This is a genomic window from Stenotrophomonas sp. YJH_SMC_46 (assembly GCF_059370315.1).
On record NZ_JCAFTO010000001.1, the window covers coordinates 230,394 to 244,124 of the forward strand.

The following is a 13,731-nucleotide window of genomic DNA, read 5'->3' on the forward strand; positions in this document are numbered from 1 at the left end:
AGGGAGAAACACAATGGACATCAATCCGAACCTGCCGGCGTTCAACGCCGGCGCAACCCTGAGTTCGCTGATCAGCCTGTCGGTGGCGTTCGTGCTGGGCACGGCCATCGGCCTGGAACGGCAACTGCGCCAACGCACCGCCGGCCTGCGTACCAACACGCTGGTGGCGGTGGGAGCGGCGGTGTTCGTCGATCTGGCCGTGCGCTTCCATGACCTGTACGGTGGTTCACCCTCGCCGCTGCATGTGGTGGCCTATGTGATCTCCGGCGTCGGCTTCCTCGGCGCCGGCGCGATCATGAAGGACGGCGCCCAGGTGTCCGGCCTGAACACCGCCGCCACCCTGTGGGGCTCGGCGGCGGTGGGTGCGTGTGCCGGTATCAAGCTGCTGCCCGAAGCGGTGCTGGCGGCAGTGTTCGTGCTGGCCGCCAACACCCTGCTGCGGCCGGTGGTGAACCGCATCCAGCGGCAGCCGCTGCCGGAAGCGTTCAGCGAGGCGACCTATGCGATCAACGTGGTCTGCCAGCGCGAGCAGCAGGCCGAGGTACTGGACCGGTTGTTGCTGCTGCTTGAGCAGGCGCAGTACCCGGTGCGCGCGGTGGACCAGCGGCCATTCGGCGAGCGTGACGTGGAGATCGAAGCGGTGCTGTATGCCACCACGGTGGATGCCGGTGAGCTCGATGCCGTGCTGGCCACGCTGGCGACCACGCCCGGCGTACTGCAGGGCTTCTGGAACGCCAGCCTTGAGGAGTAGTGCCGGCCGCCGGCCGGCAACCCCATGATCCCCGGACGCACCGTGCATCGCTTTGGTGGGTGCCGACCGTTGGTCGGCACAAACCCTCATCGCCCCCGCCATTCAATTGCTGTGCCGACCAACGGTCGGCACCTACCAGGAGTCGGCACCCACCGCACGAGAGCACGCCGACCAAGGTCGGCATCCAACGGTGATGGCTTTGCTATCCTTTTCCCCCACACCAGGGAGCTCCCCGATGCCATCGCTGTCGCCCCGCCGCCCGCTGGTGCTGCTGGCCCTGATCGTCGTGATGGCGGCGATCTTCCTGATCGACACCGTCACCGATTATGCGGTTGCCGCGGCCTGCTTCTATGCAGCGGTCATCCTTGCGGCGTCGCGCGTGCTGGGCGCGCGCGGGCTGATCACCCTGGCCATCGCCTGCATCGCGCTGACGGGGTTGAGCTTCTTCCTGACCCGCTTCGGCACCTACCGCATCGGCCTGGTCAACTCGGTGATCGGCATGCTGGTGATCGGCATCACCACCTATCTCGCTCTGAACATGGAAGCGGCCAAGGCCGCAGTGCAGGAAGCGCAGGGCCGCCTGCTGCGGGTGGCACGCGCGTCCACCGTAGGCGAGCTCACCACCTCCATCGCCCATGAAGTCAACCAGCCACTGGCCGCAATCGCCAGCAGCGCCGAAGCCTGCCAACGCTGGCTGGCGCAGGACCCGCCGAACGTGGACAAGGCCCGGCAGACCGTGGCCCGCATCCTCGCCGACGCGCACCGCGCCGGTGACGTGATCGCCCGCATCCGCGGCCTGACCCAGGGCGCGGCACCGGAACGACGCGCCTTCGACCTGAACCAGGCGGTGGAGGAAATGCTGGCGCTGTCGCGCAGCGAACTGAACCGGCATGGCGTGGCCGTAGCCCTGCTGCTGGACCCCGACCTGCCACAGGTACACGCCGACCGCGTGCAGGTGCAGCAGGTGATCGGCAACCTGATCCTCAATGCAGTGGATGCAATGGAAGCCATACCCGCAGGCGACCGGCGTCTGTCGCTGCTGACCCGGCGCGACGGCCAGCGTGTCAGCCTCAGCGTACGCGACCGTGGCGTCGGCCTGCCCGCCGACCATCCCGAACGCGTCTTCGATGCGTTCTGGACCACCAAGTCACACGGGCTGGGCCTGGGCCTCAGCCTGAGCCGTTCGATGATCGAAGCCAACGACGGCCAGATCCGCGCCGAACGGCCGGCAGGCGGCGGTGCCTGCTTCGTGTTCGACCTGCCCATCGTCACGGATGCCCAACATGCGTAGGCCCGCTACCCCTGCCGTCGATCCGGCACCCATCGTGTATGTGGTCGACGACGATCCGTCGGTGCGCGCGGCGCTGGAAGACCTGCTGGCATCGATGGGCTTGCGGGTGCACGCCTTTGCATCCACCCAGGCGTTCCTTGAACACGACCTGGTAGACGCACCGGCCTGCCTGGTGCTGGACGTGCGCATGCCCGGCCAGAGCGGCCTGGAATTCCATCGCACGATGAGCAGCCAGGGCCTGCAGCTGCCGGTGGTGTTCATCACCGGCCACGGCGACATCGCGATGGGCGTCAACGCGATCAAGGACGGCGCCATCGAATTCCTGACCAAGCCCTTCCGTGACCAGGAACTGCTCGATGCCATCCACAGGGGCATCGAGATCGACCGCCAGCGCCGCCGCGACGGCGACGTGCTGGGCGCCCTGCAGCAGCGCTGGGATTCATTGAGCGCGGGCGAGCGCGAGGTGGTCGATGGCGTGGTGCGCGGCCGCCTCAACAAGCAGATCGCCGCTGACCTCGGGGTCAGCGAGATCACGGTCAAGGTGCGTCGTGCGCAGGTGATGCGCAAGATGGGCGCGCGCACCCTGGTTGACCTGGTACGCATGTACGACCGCCTGCAGGCGGGGACGCCATGAACGCCTACGTCGCCTTGCTGCGCGCGGTCAACGTCGGCGGCACCGGCAAGCTGCCGATGCGCGAACTGGTGGCGATGTGCGAGGACGCAGGCTTCGCCGATGTCCGCACCTACATCGCCAGCGGCAACGTGGTGTTCCGCAGCTCGCTCGACGAGGCGGGCGTGCGCCAGGCCCTCGGCGAGCGGCTCAAGGTCTATGCTGGCAAGCCGGTGGGCGTGCTGGTGCGCTCGGCCAGCGAGATCGCCGGCGTGGTGGCGCGCAATCCATTTCCGCAGGCGGCCGGCAACCGTGTGGTCGCCCTGTTCCTCGACGGCAGCCTGCCCGCCGATCCGCTCGACGGCGTGACCGGCCTGCGCGACGAACAGCTCGCACTCGGCACGCGCGAGATCTTCATCCATTACGGAGACGGCATGGCCGGCTCGCGCCTGCGGATGCCCTATGCCCAGCAAGGCACTGCCCGCAACATGAACACGGTGGGCAAGCTTGCCGCGATGGCCGCCGCGCTGGCCTAGCCTGCCAGCACTTCTTGTGCAGCGGTGCTGAAGTCGAGTGTCAATCGACTGCTCAGCGCTTGCGCTCGATGGCGGCTGGAGCGCTTTGCTGACGCAACGGATCACGCCCGCTGCAGGCGACGCTTCAACCGCGTATCCATCAACCCCACGGCCAGCAGCACCGCACTGGTCAGCCAACCGGCGGCCAGCAGATGGCTGTGCGGCAAGACCGCGCCCAACACGACCAGCGCCATGGCACCGAACAGATGCGAATACGGGGCGCGCCCGTACACAACGCGCTTGTAGAGGGCGCTGCCAAGCAGGTAGATCAACGGCCCGGCGGCCAGCACCGCTGCATATACCGGCGTCACCGCCGCTTCCGGGTGATCCATCACCAGGTCGTTGCCCACCGCGGTGGCGATGATGCCGGCGATCAGCAATGCATGCACATAATGGAAGTTGGCCCCCATCCGTCCAGGGTCTTCCGCGTGGGTGATGGCCTCTGTGGCATCGTGGCTGGAGATGCCAAAGTACAGCCACCACATCGCAATCGTGCCGGCGAAGGTGGCCAGCACCGCCGATACCACTTCAAGGCCCCAGTGCTCGACGTCGCTGAGCACACCCCCGGTGGCCAGCAACGTCTCACCCAGTGCGACGATGACGAACAGCTGGCAGCGTTCGGCCAGGTGACCCCCCTCAATGGTCCAGTCGCGAGTGTGCGAACGACCCATGCCCGGGAACGCGAAGCCAAACATCGGCGAGATGTATTCGCAGGCCACCGCCATCGCCCACAGTGCCAGCCGCAGGTGGCCCTCGGCCGCCGCGCCGGCCAGCCAGAAGCAGGCCGACACGCTGACCCAGGCCAGCATGCGGCGGAAGTTCGGCGCCAACGGATGGTTACGGCCGACCTCCAGCAACACGAACGCGGTGCGTCCGACCTGCATCGTGGCGTACGCCCCGGCGAAGATCCACGCACGATCGGCGAATGCCTCGGGAATGGACGAGGACATCAACAACGCCAGCAGCATGGTGGCGAACATCAGGCCCCGGATGCGCGGCGCCTCCGGGTCGAACCAGTTGCTGACCCAGCACGCGTATTGCCAGCCGAGCCAGACCGCGAACCACAGCACCAGGGTCTGCAGCACGCCGGCCAGGTCCAGGTGATGCAGCAGATGGTGGCTGAGCTGGGTGACCGCGAACACGTAGACCAGGTCGAAGAACAGTTCTTCGTAGGTCACGCGGGCATGATGGCCATCGCGGTGGCGCAGCGCGGGCAGGCGCAGTCGGGTACTCATGCAACTCCTTCAGCGCGCCAGGCGCCAGTACAGGAAACCGGCCAGCAGCGCCGGCACGGCGAACACCAGCAGCAGGATCGGCAGCTCTTCGCGTACTGCGTAACCGGCCCTGCTGACCCCCACCCACATGTTGGCCACGGCCACCAGCAGCCAGGTGGCGATGAAGGCGATCAGCGCCGTGGGCAGCTGCGAGGTGCCCACGCTCCAGAGGCGGCCAAACAGCAGGAACACCCCTAGCAGGAGCACGCCACCCAGCATCACCATGAGCACATGCATGGTCCACCTCCTTGAGCCTGAAAGCAGGCTAGCCCCGGCCGATTCTGCGCTCCAGCCTGTGGAGATGGATTCACAATCCACAGCAAGCGAACAATCCCTGCATCGACTGCGGCGGAGCTTATGGCAGCCATGAATTATTCGCGAAACGGCCGGCGCGGCCCGCGTGCTAGCTTCATCGGCCCCAGTCCAGACACCTTTCTGCCATGCGCCTCTGCCTGACTACCCTCGCCCTGGCTGCCACGCTTGCCTTTGATGTCACTGCCGCCGACGAACCGCTGCCCCAGCTCCGGGCCTACACGGTGGACAGTTCATGGCTGCAGCCGATGGCACCGCTGCAGATTGCCGACCACACCTGGCAGATCGGCACCGAGGATCTGACCGCGCTACTGGTGCAGACCGCCGACGGTGCGGTGCTGCTTGACGGCGGCATGCCGCAGATGGCCGGTCACCTGCTGGACAACATGAAGCTGCGCGACGTGGCCCCGCAGGACCTGCGATTGATCCTGCTCAGCCATGCGCACGCCGACCACGCCGGCCCGGTCGCCGAGCTCAAGCGTCGCACCGGCGCGCATGTGGCGGCCAATGCAGAAACGGCCGTGCTGCTGGCGCGCGGTGGCAGCAACGACCTGCACTTTGGCGACAGCATCACCTTTCCGCCGGTCAGCACCGACCGCATCATCATGGATGGCGAGGTGGTCAACGTGGGCGGCATCGCGTTCACCGCGCACTTCATGCCGGGACACACCCCGGGCAGCACTGCCTGGACCTGGACCGATACCCGCGATGGCAAGCCGGTGCGCATCGCCTATGCCGACAGCCTGAGCGCGCCGGGCTACCAGCTCCAGGGCAACGCCCGCTATCCCCGCCTGGTCCAGGACTACCGACGCAGCTTCGCCATGGTGCGCGGCCTGCCCTGCGACCTGTTGCTGACTCCGCATCCGGGCGCCAGCAACTGGAACTATGCTGCTGGCAGCAACGCCAGCGAGAAGGTACTGAGCTGCAAAGCCTACGCGGATGCGGCCGAGAAGAAGTTCGACGCGCAGTTGGCCAAGGAAACGGCCACGGCACGCTGATCCTGTAGAGCCGAGCCCATGCTCGGCTTGCCGGCCAAACACAGCCGAGGATAGGCTCGGCTCTACACAAGACGCGTCGGAGAGTGCCGGTCAGGACAACCGGCACCCTCCGTCCATCAGCCGCCCTGACCGTGCTGGGCAAACGGCTCGGTGCTGCCGTCGGTGCGCACCAGCTCGACGGTGTACGGCTGCACGTAGCCGTCCGGCATTTCCATGCCCGGCGAACCGGCTGGCATGCCGGGCAGCACCAGCCCGCGCGCGGCCGGGCGTTCGGCCAGCAGGCGCTTGATGTCCTCGGCCGGGATGTGACCCTCGACCACGTAACCGCCGATCTCGGCGGTATGGCAAGAGGCCTTGCCGACCGGCACGCCCAAGCGGACCTTGATTGGATTCATGTCATCGGTGTCGCGCACATCGACCTGGAAGCCGGCGGCCTTCAGGTGGTCGACCCAGATGCCGCAGCAACCGCAGCTGGCGGTCTTGTGCACGATGGCGACCGGCAAGGCTGGATCGATCTTGGCCGGGCTGGCCTGGGCCGGTGCCGGTGCTTCGCTGGCGACCGGTGCCGCGGAGGATTCTTCGACGGCACGAGCGCAGGCGGTCGTGGCCAGCACGGTGCCCAGCAGCAGGCCGAGGGAAAGAGTACGGTTCATTGAGTGATTCCTTTGCAGAGGCGGGCAAAGCGGCCCGCCACCCACGCATTGAAGGCGCAGGTAGCGTCGAGAGAAAGTCGAACAGTCATGGCAGGCGCTTGAGGCCTGCAGGAATTCACGCGATGGGGGGACGCAACGGATCCGGCATCAACGGGGGCGCGCGTTGCTGGCTACTGGCTGGAGCGGGCGCCTCGCGCCAAAGGGAGGCTGGTGTCCCGTTCAGCGTTGCCAACATGCCCAAGCACGCCGGCGGGCATTCGCACTGGCCACTCTGGCAAGCCGCCGGACCTGCATCATCGCAACACCCCGCCGAAGCTATCCCGGCCGAGTGCGGTGCCACGCAATGGTCCTGGCTGGCCGGACCGCTGTAGGAAGACGCGGCGAGCGCCAGCGCCGGTGCATTCAGCACCAGGGCAACAAGCAGCATCCATCGCAGCAGCAGGCCAGGCGGGTTCACCCGCCGATGATAGCCGATGCACAACTGCACAGCATGGGGTGGCAGCGCCCACGCCCGCCTGGCAGCCACGCTGCCGACTTGCGCGACGGCCCCTGCTATGGCGAGATGGCGATCGTGGCCCACTGCCTTGCCATGCCCCTTTCCCTGACACGGAGCTTCTCCCATGAATGGATTCATGCGAACACTGCTTGTGATGCTGTTGTTGTCGTGCGCGACCATCGCCCACGCCGATGCATCCGGTGAAGATGAAGCAAGCGAACGCGCCGAAGTCTCCCGGCAGGCAAAGCAACTGCTGGAGAAGCAGGATTTCGCCAGACTGGAGCAACTCGCCAGTCGTTACCGGGATACGGATCGCTACTTCAGCAGCGGTGTCTGGAAGCTCTCGGCGTACTACGTTGGCATCGGCTATGCCTTCAGCATGAGCAACCGTGACCCGGCCTACTGGCAAGGTCGCGAGAAACTCGTGCAGGCATGGATCTCGCGCTACCCCAGGTCGCCGTCGGCGCGCCTGGCCATGGCTGAGATGCTCAGCCGACAAGGCTGGAGCATCCGCGGCCCCGGCTATGCAAATACGGTGAAGGAAGAGGACTGGGCACCGTTCAAGGCGCTGCAGCAGCAGGCCGTTGACTACCTGCTGAAGTACAAGGACATCGCCAGCACGGACCCGTACTGGTACGAGTCGATGGAACACCGGGCGATCGAACAGAGTTGGGATGCAGACCGCTTCTTCGCATTGCATGACGAAGGCATCGCGCGCTATCCGGGCTACTTCCCGCTCTACTTTGCTGCCGTGCGCTATTTCGCTCCGAAGTGGGGCGGCGATCCGGCTGGCCTGGAAGCCTATGCACGCAGGGTCATGGCTGCGGCCCCACCGCAGGACCAATACATGCTGTACGCCCGTATCTACTGGGTCGCCTCGCAGCGGGAGTACGAGGACCGTTTGTTCACCGAGTCGAAAGTGAACTGGCCGACCATGAAACGCGGCTTCGAAGACGTGCTGTCACGTTATCCCTCGCCATGGAACCTGCAATCATTCGCGTACTTCGCCTGCCAGGCCAACGATCCCGTCAAGGCCCGTGAACTGCTGGCGCAGATCCAAGAACCGATCGTTGGCGCCTGGCGGGATACCGCCAACTATTTCCGTTGCTCCTTTGCGCTGGATGAACCCAATCCACATGCCGGAAGCCCATAGGACTGGATTGATCCACTGCTAGGTGACCGCCGGCATCGCCCGCATCCGCACCGGGATCGACTTGGCTGCGGGGGTGCCGCTGATCCGGTCGTGGTAATCCAGCGGCAGCAACGGGTTCAGTTCGGGGTAGTAGCCGGCCAGCGCGCCGCGCGGCATCGGGTAATCGAGCACGGTCAAGCCTTCGATGCGTCGCTGCACGCCATCACTGCTGATCGTCTCCAGGCTGACCAGCGCCTCCTTCCGCAGCCCGCGCGCCAGCCGGTCCTCGATGTTCATGAACAGCACCATGCGATCGTTGTACACGCCGCGATAGCGATCGTTGTAGCTGTAGATGGTGGTGTTGTACTGATCGTGCGAGCGCACGGTGGCCAGCCGCAGCATGTCGGGGTCGTGAACCGGATCATCCACGTCCAGGCCAGGCATCACCAGGATGTTGGCCTTGCCATTGGGCGTGGGCCAGACGCGGCGACGCGGCGGGATATCCAGATGGAAGCCGTGCGGCTGCTGGATGCGCTGGTTGAAGCCGGTGTAGATCTCCGGGTACACGGCCGCGATCAACTCACGGATGTGTGCGTAGTCGTGCATGCAGCCTGCCCAGTCGACCCTGCTCCGTGGCAGCGTGGCCATCGCCATGCGACAGACGATCTCGACCTCGGGCAACACATCGGGGCTGACCGGCTCGAGTACGCCCCGCGAGGCGGTCACATTGGACATCGCGTCTTCAATGGTGATGAACTGCTCGCCGGCCGGCGTGACGATGCGCTCCGAGCGCGCCACCACCGGCAGGATCAGCGCATCGCGGCCATGAACAAGATGCCCACGGTTGAGCTTGGTAGCGATGCCCACGGTCAGGTCCAGGCCGCGCATTGCCTCGTACGCGCGCGGTGTATCAGGCACCGCATGAATGAAGTTGCCACCCAGGCCGATGAACACCTTGGCACTGCCATCCAGCATCGCCTCGATCGACTCGACCACGTGATGGCCATGCTCGCGCGGCGGGTCGAAGCCGAATATCTGCTGCACGCGGTCCAGGTAGGCCGGCTTCGGCTTTTCATCGATGCCGACAGTGCGGTCGCCTTGCACATTGGAATGGCCCCGGATCGGCCCGATGCCAGCACCGGGCTTGCCGAAGTTGCCACGCAGCAACAGCAGGTTGGCGACCTGCTGCAGCAGGCGCGAGCCGTACTGGTGCTGGGTCAGCCCCATGCCGTAGCAGATCACGGTGGCATTGGAGCGGATGTAGATCTCCGCACAGCGACGGATCTGCGCCTGCGAAATGCCGGACACCTGCACGATCTGATCCCAGTCCTGCGCCATCACGTCGTCGCGCAGCGCCTCCAGGCCCACCGTGTGTTCGGCAAGGAATGCATGGTCGAGCACACGCTCACCCTGCGCCTCGCGCTCGAACAACACCTTCATCATGCCCTTGATCAGGGCCAGGTCGCCGCCGATGCGGATGTGCACGAACTCGCTGCTGATCTCTGTCGAACCGAACGTGGCCATCTGCACCACGTCCTGCGGCTCTGCGAAGCGGATCAGCGCGCGCTCGGGCATCGGGTTGACCGCCACGATCGGAATGCCGCGTTTGCGTGCCTCCACCAGGTTGCTCATCATCCGCGGCGAATTGGTGCCGGTGTTCTGGCCAATCACGAAGATGGCCTCGGCGTGATCGAAATCCTGCAGCACGATGGTGCCCTTGCCCACCCCGATGGCCGGCGGCAGCCCGCGGCTGGTCGGCTCGTGGCACATGTTCGAGCAGTCCGGGAAATTATTGGTGCCGAACTCGCGCACGAAGATCGAATACAGGAACGCCGCTTCGTTGGGCGTGCGCCCGGAGGTGTAGAACTCGGCCTGGTGAGGACTGTCCAGTGCCCGCAGGTGACGGCCGATCAGTGCGAAGGCATCGTCCCAGCTGCACGGCACATAGTGATCGGTCGCAGCGTCGTAGCGCATCGGCTCTGTCAGCCGCCCCTGCATCTCCAGCCAGTAGTCGGTCTGCGCCATCAGCTCGGTCACGGTGTGCCGGGCGAACAGCTCACGACCGGCACGGAACTGCGTGGCTTCCCAGGCCAGTGCCTTCGCGCCGTTCTCGCAGAACTCCAGCTTCCTGCGTTCGTCGGCATCGGGGAACGCACAGCTGGGGCACTTGAAGCCACCGGGCTGGTTCATCGCCAGCAGCGCCTTCGACCCCTTGCCGATCACACTATGCTGCAGCAGCACCTTGGCGGTGGCACCAGCGGCACCCCAGCCTCCGGCCGGCTGGTTGTAGGGTTTGTAGCGCGGCGGTTTCTGCTCGGACATGTTCGGGAACCTGGCGGAAGGAACGCAACAACGAACGGCACAACGCGGTCCGGCGGTGCATTCAGTGGCACGACCAGCCGCAAAGTCAAGCACGGCCCGCGGCGCTTCGCCAGAGGGCACAGGCTGTTTTCAGCACAACCTGCCATGGCAACGGTTACAGCCGCGTCTGCGCGCGACCACTGCGCTATCCTCGAAACCGCAGGCGGTGGCCCGCCCGCGTTTCTCCCTTGTCCGGACGCGCTGCATGCCTGATTCGATCCCGCCGCACACCCCGCCTGCCGGCACCGCCCAACGCCCGTTGCAGCGCTGGCGCGGCGGCACGCAACAGCAGCAGGTCGACGTGGTGGCCGAGGAAGTGCCGGTGGCGCTGCGCTACAACGATGCCGCCTTTGCCGTGATGATGGCCACACCCTGTGATCTGGAGGACTTCGCACTCGGATTTTCGCTCAGCGAAGGCCTGATCAGCGCGCCCTCGCAGCTGCTGTCGATCGATATCCACCCACAGCTGGAAGGCATCGAGCTGCAGATGACCGTGGACGAGGCTGCGCCCGGCGCAAACCTCGACCCCGACAAGGGGCGCCTGCTGCCCGGCCGTGGTGGCTGTGGACTGTGCGGCACGCGCCAGCTGGAAGAAGTGCTGCGCCCACTGCCGCAGATCCGCGAGCGCCGCAGCTATTCCGCCACCGCCCTGCAGCGGGCGTTGGCCAGCCTGGCGCAGCACCAGCCGATGAATGCGGCAAGCGGCTCGATCCACGCCGCGGCCTGGGCCGACGCCAATGGGCGCATCGGCTGGGTACGCGAGGACGTGGGCCGCCACAATGCACTGGACAAGCTGATCGGTGCCCTGCACCACAACGAACACGCCATCGAAGGCGGCCTGCTGGTGATTTCCAGCCGGGCCAGCTACGAGATGGTCAGCAAGGCAGTGCGCGCCGGCGCCAGCGTGCTGGCAGCGGTGTCCGCGCCGACCGCGCTGGCGATCGATCTGGCCCGCAGCGCCGGCCTGTGCCTGGTCGGGTTCGCGCGGGAAAGCGGGTTCAATGTGTATACCCATCCGGAGCGGCTGCAGGCGCACGACGGCCACGCCCGCTGAGGATGGCCGGGAGCACTGCGTCCCCCGGCCCGGTACACCTCAGCGCAGCGCGACCTTCGGGAAGTCCACCGGCACGTCGAACGCCACGTTGACGTAGTTGGTGAACAGGTTGAGCGCCACATGCGCGAGGATCTCGACGACCTGCTCATCATCGAAGCCAGCCGCGCGCAGCGCCTGCACGTCGCCGTCGGCGATCTGCGCACGCTGCTCGACCACCTTCAACGCGAAGTCGAGCGCCGCCGCAGTGGCCGGGTCGCTGGACTGGCCGATCTGCGCGGCAGCCATCTGCTCGCTGCTGGCGCCGGCCTTGCGGCCCAATGCCGTGTGCGCCGCCAGGCAGTACTCGCAGGCGTTGCGGTTGGCGATGGCCACGGCGATCTGCTCGCCCAGCAGCGGCGACAGGCGACCGCCGCCCAGCGCGCCGAACGAACCCCACATGCTCTGCAGGGCAGCCGGCGAGTTGGCCACGGCGCGGAACATGGCCGGGGTGGCGCCGAAGGCAGCGTGGACCTGGCCCAGCAGGGCCTGGCGGTCGGCGGTGGTGTTGGCGGCATCGATCAGGGGGACACGGGACATGGTGGATCTCCTTGGGAAAGCGCCCGGGATTGGACGACCCGCTCATCCTAGGTAGACTCCCTGGACGCAACATCCTCAATGCGCCACATATGTTGTCCATACGTCCATGAGCATGCGCGCCGCCACCCCTGCGCCAGATCGACTCTCCTCCCTGCTGGAACGCTTCCGGGTGCAGGCGGCCCTGTTCCACAGTGGCCCGCTGTGCGGGCAGCATGTCTTCGAGCCGCAGCCCGGTCGTGCGTTCCTGCACATCCTGCGCCAGGGTGAGATGGAAGTCCGTCATCCTGGGGGCGATAGCACGCTGCCCCGGTTGAAGATCGATACACCCAGCCTCCTGCTGTATCCGCAGCCGCTGCACCATGTGTTCTTCAACGCTCCGCTGGACGGCCCGGATTTCACCTGTGCCACGCTGGATTTCGATGGTGGCGCGCGCAATCCGATCGTGCAGTCGCTGCCACCGGTGATGGTGGTGCCGCTGGCCGCGATCACCGAACTGGATGACACCCTGCAGCTGCTGTTCGCCGAAGCCGATCGCCAGCGCTGCGGGTCACGGCTGCTGACCAACCGCCTGTTCGAGGTGGCGCTGATCCAGATCCTGCGCTGGGTGGTCGACCACCCGGATGCAGCCGGCGTCAGCCACGGGTTGATGCGGGGGCTGTCCGATGCGCGGCTGGCACGCACGCTGGTGGCGATGCACCAGGCACCGCAGGACGAATGGACGCTGCCGCGCATGGCCGCGACCGCCGGCATGTCGCGCAGCGCGTTCGCGGCCGTGTTCAAGGACGTGATGCAGGCAACGCCAGCCAGCTACCTGCTGGACTGGCGGCTGAGCCTGGCCTGCGCGCAGCTGCGGGCAGGCGTGGCGGTCAAGCAGGTGGCGATCGAGGTGGGGTTTGCCGATACCGCCTCGCTGTCGAAGGCGTTCCGCAAGCGATTGGGGGTATCGCCGAGGGCGTGGCTGGCCGCGAGCGCCGCGCAGGCTGGGCAGACGCGCGAGCGGTAGAGTCGACTGTCAGTCGACTAGCGCGCGAAGCGCGGGGTTTCGTTGTCTGAGCGAAGAGCAGTCGACTGACAGTCGACTCTACAAGTGCGGTGATCCGTCAGACTTCGCCAACAGCCCGGCGATGCGCTCGGCAACACGGGCGCGCACGCCTGCATCCAGCTGGCCCTGGTACATCGCCTCGTAGATCCACAGGCCATCGGCAGCCAGCCGCGCCACGAAATTGTCGAGCGCTGCGCTGTCTTCCGCTGTACCCGCCTCCGGCGGCAGCGGTGCCCAGCGACGCACCGCCGGTCCCCACGGGCGCTCTTCGGCGTCCGGGTCGGCCGATTCGAGCATGAACATCAGCTCGGCACGGGTGGCGCTCTGGGCAGACACGCGCACGAAGGTCTGGTAACGCTCCAACGCAGTGGCCTGCTCGGCGGTCTTGCCCAGCAATGCTTCCATCGACGTCTCCCAGGCCTGTACCAGGTGTTCGTCGATCCCCCGCAGCAGTGCCTCGCGGGACGGGAAGTGATACAGCAGGCCACCACGTGTCAGCTGGGCCTCGGCCGCCACCGACTCGAAGGTCACCGCGCGCACGCCGTCACGATTGATCACGTTGACGGCGGCGTCGAGAATGCGATCGCGCTTGCTGGTTCTCATCGC

Annotated in this window: 14 protein-coding genes; 8 read left to right on the forward strand and 6 right to left on the reverse strand. The window is 66.5% G+C overall.

From position 1 onward, the window contains the following. Positions 1-13: 13 nt before the first annotated feature. The 4 genes from AC5P8C_RS01100 (at position 14) to AC5P8C_RS01115 (ending at position 3,188) form a co-directional block, all read left to right on the forward strand. On the forward strand, positions 14-751 hold the full coding sequence (locus AC5P8C_RS01100) for an MgtC/SapB family protein (RefSeq protein ID WP_019659805.1): 738 nt from the start codon (positions 14-16) through the stop codon (positions 749-751). 235 nt (positions 752-986) lie between these two features. Further along, a complete protein-coding gene (locus tag AC5P8C_RS01105; protein WP_019659806.1) occupies positions 987-2,042 on the forward strand; it encodes a sensor histidine kinase in 1,056 nt (351 codons plus the stop codon). Then, positions 2,035-2,676, forward strand: a complete 642-nt coding sequence (locus tag AC5P8C_RS01110; RefSeq protein ID WP_019659807.1) for a response regulator transcription factor — start codon at positions 2,035-2,037, stop codon at positions 2,674-2,676. The genes AC5P8C_RS01105 and AC5P8C_RS01110 overlap by 8 nt, the downstream gene beginning before the upstream one ends. Further along, the gene (locus tag AC5P8C_RS01115; RefSeq protein ID WP_019659808.1) at positions 2,673-3,188 is read left to right on the forward strand and encodes a DUF1697 domain-containing protein; all 516 of its coding nucleotides are present in this window, start codon (positions 2,673-2,675) and stop codon (positions 3,186-3,188) included. The genes AC5P8C_RS01110 and AC5P8C_RS01115 overlap by 4 nt, the downstream gene beginning before the upstream one ends. Before the next feature lie 101 nt (positions 3,189-3,289). Here the strand turns inward: AC5P8C_RS01115 and AC5P8C_RS01120 are convergent, their stop codons facing one another. Next, positions 3,290-4,462: a low temperature requirement protein A gene (locus tag AC5P8C_RS01120; RefSeq protein WP_019659809.1), complete on the reverse strand. Its 1,173-nt coding sequence runs from the start codon at positions 4,460-4,462 to the stop codon at positions 3,290-3,292. Positions 4,463-4,471: 9 nt separating this feature from the next. After that, entirely contained in the window at positions 4,472-4,738 is a 267-nt protein-coding gene (locus AC5P8C_RS01125) for a hypothetical protein (protein WP_019659810.1), read from the reverse strand. Positions 4,739-4,941: 203 nt separating this feature from the next. Between AC5P8C_RS01125 and blaL1 the strand changes: the two genes are divergently transcribed. Next, positions 4,942-5,811, forward strand: a complete 870-nt coding sequence (gene blaL1, locus AC5P8C_RS01130) for a L1 family subclass B3 metallo-beta-lactamase (protein ID WP_495218245.1) — start codon at positions 4,942-4,944, stop codon at positions 5,809-5,811. A 116-nt stretch (positions 5,812-5,927) separates the two neighbouring features. Here the strand turns inward: blaL1 and AC5P8C_RS01135 are convergent, their stop codons facing one another. After that, a complete protein-coding gene (locus tag AC5P8C_RS01135) occupies positions 5,928-6,464 on the reverse strand; it encodes a DUF411 domain-containing protein (protein ID WP_495218246.1) in 537 nt (178 codons plus the stop codon). A 632-nt stretch (positions 6,465-7,096) separates the two neighbouring features. Here AC5P8C_RS01135 and AC5P8C_RS01140 point away from each other — a divergent pair. Then, entirely contained in the window at positions 7,097-8,113 is a 1,017-nt protein-coding gene (locus AC5P8C_RS01140) for a DUF4034 domain-containing protein (RefSeq protein ID WP_233652783.1), read from the forward strand. A gap of 18 nt (positions 8,114-8,131) precedes the next feature. Here AC5P8C_RS01140 and AC5P8C_RS01145 read toward each other — a convergent pair whose 3' ends face one another. Beyond that, positions 8,132-10,414, reverse strand: a complete 2,283-nt coding sequence (locus AC5P8C_RS01145) for an FdhF/YdeP family oxidoreductase (RefSeq protein WP_495218247.1) — start codon at positions 10,412-10,414, stop codon at positions 8,132-8,134. A gap of 244 nt (positions 10,415-10,658) precedes the next feature. Here AC5P8C_RS01145 and fdhD point away from each other — a divergent pair, with 244 nt between their 5' ends. Then, positions 10,659-11,507, forward strand: coding sequence for a formate dehydrogenase accessory sulfurtransferase FdhD (gene fdhD, locus AC5P8C_RS01150; RefSeq protein WP_495218248.1), 849 nt, complete (start codon positions 10,659-10,661; stop codon positions 11,505-11,507). Between the two features lie 39 nt (positions 11,508-11,546). Here fdhD and AC5P8C_RS01155 read toward each other — a convergent pair whose 3' ends face one another. Further along, positions 11,547-12,083 (reverse strand): carboxymuconolactone decarboxylase family protein, encoded by a 537-nt coding sequence (locus AC5P8C_RS01155; RefSeq protein WP_019659816.1) that lies wholly within the window; start codon positions 12,081-12,083, stop codon positions 11,547-11,549. 106 nt (positions 12,084-12,189) lie between these two features. Between AC5P8C_RS01155 and AC5P8C_RS01160 the strand changes: the two genes are divergently transcribed. Further along, complete coding sequence (locus AC5P8C_RS01160) at positions 12,190-13,086, forward strand: cupin domain-containing protein (protein WP_164143815.1); 897 nt, start codon at positions 12,190-12,192, stop codon at positions 13,084-13,086. A 78-nt stretch (positions 13,087-13,164) separates the two neighbouring features. Here the strand turns inward: AC5P8C_RS01160 and AC5P8C_RS01165 are convergent, their stop codons facing one another. Continuing rightward, positions 13,165-13,728, reverse strand: a complete 564-nt coding sequence (locus AC5P8C_RS01165) for a TetR/AcrR family transcriptional regulator (protein ID WP_019659818.1) — start codon at positions 13,726-13,728, stop codon at positions 13,165-13,167. Between the last annotated feature and the right edge of the window lie 3 nt (positions 13,729-13,731).

What these genes read in the sequence shown, in the direction of transcription:
- AC5P8C_RS01100 (WP_019659805.1), top strand. Translation starts at nt 14, where the DNA reads ATGGACATCAATCCGAACCTGCCGGCGTTCAACGCCGGCGCAACCCTG.
- AC5P8C_RS01105 (WP_019659806.1), top strand. Translation starts at nt 987, where the DNA reads ATGCCATCGCTGTCGCCCCGCCGCCCGCTGGTGCTGCTGGCCCTGATC.
- AC5P8C_RS01110 (WP_019659807.1), top strand. Translation starts at nt 2,035, where the DNA reads ATGCGTAGGCCCGCTACCCCTGCCGTCGATCCGGCACCCATCGTGTAT.
- AC5P8C_RS01115 (WP_019659808.1), top strand. Translation starts at nt 2,673, where the DNA reads ATGAACGCCTACGTCGCCTTGCTGCGCGCGGTCAACGTCGGCGGCACC.
- AC5P8C_RS01120 (WP_019659809.1), bottom strand. Translation starts at nt 4,462, where the DNA reads ATGAGTACCCGACTGCGCCTGCCCGCGCTGCGCCACCGCGATGGCCAT.
- AC5P8C_RS01125 (WP_019659810.1), bottom strand. Translation starts at nt 4,738, where the DNA reads ATGCATGTGCTCATGGTGATGCTGGGTGGCGTGCTCCTGCTAGGGGTG.
- blaL1 (WP_495218245.1), top strand. Translation starts at nt 4,942, where the DNA reads ATGCGCCTCTGCCTGACTACCCTCGCCCTGGCTGCCACGCTTGCCTTT.
- AC5P8C_RS01135 (WP_495218246.1), bottom strand. Translation starts at nt 6,464, where the DNA reads ATGAACCGTACTCTTTCCCTCGGCCTGCTGCTGGGCACCGTGCTGGCC.
- AC5P8C_RS01140 (WP_233652783.1), top strand. Translation starts at nt 7,097, where the DNA reads ATGCGAACACTGCTTGTGATGCTGTTGTTGTCGTGCGCGACCATCGCC.
- AC5P8C_RS01145 (WP_495218247.1), bottom strand. Translation starts at nt 10,414, where the DNA reads ATGTCCGAGCAGAAACCGCCGCGCTACAAACCCTACAACCAGCCGGCC.
- fdhD (WP_495218248.1), top strand. Translation starts at nt 10,659, where the DNA reads ATGCCTGATTCGATCCCGCCGCACACCCCGCCTGCCGGCACCGCCCAA.
- AC5P8C_RS01155 (WP_019659816.1), bottom strand. Translation starts at nt 12,083, where the DNA reads ATGTCCCGTGTCCCCCTGATCGATGCCGCCAACACCACCGCCGACCGC.
- AC5P8C_RS01160 (WP_164143815.1), top strand. Translation starts at nt 12,190, where the DNA reads ATGAGCATGCGCGCCGCCACCCCTGCGCCAGATCGACTCTCCTCCCTG.
- AC5P8C_RS01165 (WP_019659818.1), bottom strand. Translation starts at nt 13,728, where the DNA reads ATGAGAACCAGCAAGCGCGATCGCATTCTCGACGCCGCCGTCAACGTG.